The following is a 2346-nucleotide window of genomic DNA, read 5'->3' as shown; positions in this document are numbered from 1 at the left end:
GTGGGGTTGCCTCTATCTCATCGAATAATTGCAGTTGTTCCCCTGATGATTCAGGTTGATAAGGTGATTAATATTCCAATCGCAAAACACCATTCCCTGAGCAAGTGTACGCTTTCCATGAAAAACTTGTACGGCACACTCGGAGGCCAGAGAAACCGCCTCCATCAGGACATAAACACCTCTATCGCAGACCTGGCTGTTGCCATAAGGCCGACGTTAACTGTTATGGACGCCACACGCGTTCTCAGGACAAACGGCCCTACCGGAGGCAGTATCTCAGATGTGGCAGCGGGGGATACAATTATCGTCGGCACCGACGATGTCGCCATTGATACATATACACTTTCATTTCTGGACATAAAGGTCGCTGATGTGCCTTATATTCAGATGGCAGAGCTGCGTGGCGTAGGCATCTCCGACTGGAAGTCCCTCAACCCGGTTGAGGTTACTGTATGAAAGCTGGTATGAAGCGGGATAAAAAGCTCATAACTCTTTTAAATGTGCGGCGGGTGTATTCTGTCTTTTTTTTCTCCTTGTTTTTGATATTGCTTTACATAACGGACTTCCGGCATCTGAAGGGATATGAGACGCCGCTGCTTTTAGAGCTTGACCCTCTGGTGGCTGTTGCGGCTTTTTTCACGAGTTTTACCGTATATAAGGGACTTGCGCTTTCTCTTTTGATAATAATTCCAACGATATTTTTTGGGCGGTTTTTTTGCTCGTGGGTTTGTCCTTTTGGCATATTAAACCAGTGGATAAGCCATCTTTTCAACAAGAGGCGTGCCGTGGATGATTACAAGACAAACGCGTACAGGGACTTATACCGCATCAAGTACTACATACTTGCGGCGCTTGTTGTGTTGGCTATCTTTGGCGCCTTGCAGGTGGGGCTGTTTGACCCGATTGCCCTTATGACGCGCTCCTTTACCATTGGCATATATCCGGCGGCCAATTACATTGCGGGGGGGATTTATATCAGGCAGCCGCTATTTATTGGTGGGCTGCTGGTGTCGGTGATATTCTTACTGATAGTCGCGGGCAACAGGTTTATAACGCGGTTCTGGTGCCGGGTGCTATGTCCATTAGGGGCGTTTATGGGGGTATTGTCTATGGCGTCGGTGCTGCGCATTCGCCGCAATGTTGACAAATGCACGGACTGCCAGAGGTGTTTAAGGTATTGCCACGGGGGATGCGAGCCACATGGGCAGTTGAGATACAGCGAATGCCACCTGTGCATGACCTGTGTTGAGCAGTGTCCTGAGGGAGCGCTTCACTATGGCCTGTCGGAAGAGGCAAGCTCTGTTCACCGGCCGATTGATGTGAACAGGAGGCGGTTGATTGAGACGGTCGTAGGCGCTGTTGTCCTGTTCCCTATAATGAGGAGCGCGGTTAATGGAGCCAACTTGCCGCAAAGCGGCCTGATACGCCCGCCGGGGTCAATCGAAGAGGGAGATTTTCTGCGGCGCTGCATAAAGTGCGGCCAGTGTATGAGGGTATGCCCGACGAATGTCATTCAGCCAGCGCTTATGGAGGGCGGCCTTGAGGGGTTATGGACTCCGGTATTACAAAATAAGATAGGCTACTGTGAGTATAATTGCGTCCTATGTGGGCATGTCTGCCCAACTGGGGCTATAATGCCCCTAACGGTGGAAAAGAAAATTGGCAAGAAGCCGGATATAAAACCCACGAAGATAGGGACGGCGTTTTATGACCACGGGCGGTGTCTGCCCTGGTCTATGAATGTTGACTGCATCGTGTGCGAAGAGGTGTGTCCGACATCGCCAAAGGCGATATGGTTTAAGGAGGAGGAGCTGAGATTAAGGGACGGGACTGTAAGAAAATTCAAACGCCCAATAGTGGATACACAGCTATGTGTCGGGTGCGGCATCTGCGAAAACAAATGCCCCGTGCATGATAAACCTGCCATAAGGGTCACACCAATCGGTGAGACGCGCTCAAAAACCAACAGGATGATTTTGAAGGGCTGAGTTTTTAAAAGGTGTGGATACCATTTCCTCTGCTTATTAATCTCCAGTTCTTTCGTTGCACATCAGAGGCATAACGCAGCCGTGGAAACCACCCTAATGGAACAAAAATCGTCCTTCCATCACTCAAATCTACGCTTAATGTGTCCTCTGACACGGTTACATTTATGGCACTTGGGATTTTTATTTCAACGATATTTCACTCCGTTTGATAACTTAAAATATAGCTTATCCATGCTAACATCAGCAACATCTGTACATATCATAACATAGCACAAAAGCAATAACCGAATCATTACCACAATAAAACCCAAGCTCCGATATAGAAATTTGCACCTATTGATAAAAGGGTTTTTGAAAG

The 2346-nt window shown here is 48.3% G+C and carries 3 protein-coding genes; 2 read left to right on the top strand and 1 reads right to left on the bottom strand.

From position 1 onward, the window contains the following. Both AB7D94_RS04455 and AB7D94_RS04450 read left to right on the top strand, forming a co-directional pair. Positions 1-456: DUF362 domain-containing protein (locus tag AB7D94_RS04455; protein ID WP_420264523.1), on the top strand; the 456-nt coding region annotated here is incomplete at its 5' end. After that, on the top strand, positions 453-1988 hold the full coding sequence (locus AB7D94_RS04450; RefSeq protein ID WP_420264522.1) for a 4Fe-4S binding protein: 1536 nt from the start codon (positions 453-455) through the stop codon (positions 1986-1988). The genes AB7D94_RS04455 and AB7D94_RS04450, both read left to right, overlap by 4 nt. Positions 1989-1992: 4 nt before the next feature. Here the strand turns inward: AB7D94_RS04450 and AB7D94_RS04445 are convergent, their stop codons facing one another. Beyond that, positions 1993-2154 (bottom strand): DUF2442 domain-containing protein, encoded by a 162-nt coding sequence (locus tag AB7D94_RS04445; protein WP_420264556.1) that lies wholly within the window; start codon positions 2152-2154, stop codon positions 1993-1995. Between the last annotated feature and the right edge of the window lie 192 nt (positions 2155-2346).

The organism is Candidatus Magnetominusculus dajiuhuensis (genome assembly GCF_046044395.1).
Classification (GTDB): Bacteria; Nitrospirota; Thermodesulfovibrionia; order Thermodesulfovibrionales; family Magnetobacteriaceae; genus Magnetominusculus; species Magnetominusculus dajiuhuensis.
This window is presented reverse-complemented; position numbering and strand designations above follow the sequence as displayed.

Excerpts from the sequence above, each read along its gene's own strand:
- AB7D94_RS04450 (WP_420264522.1), top strand. The coding sequence starts at position 453 with ATGAAAGCTGGTATGAAGCGGGATAAAAAGCTCATAACTCTTTTAAAT.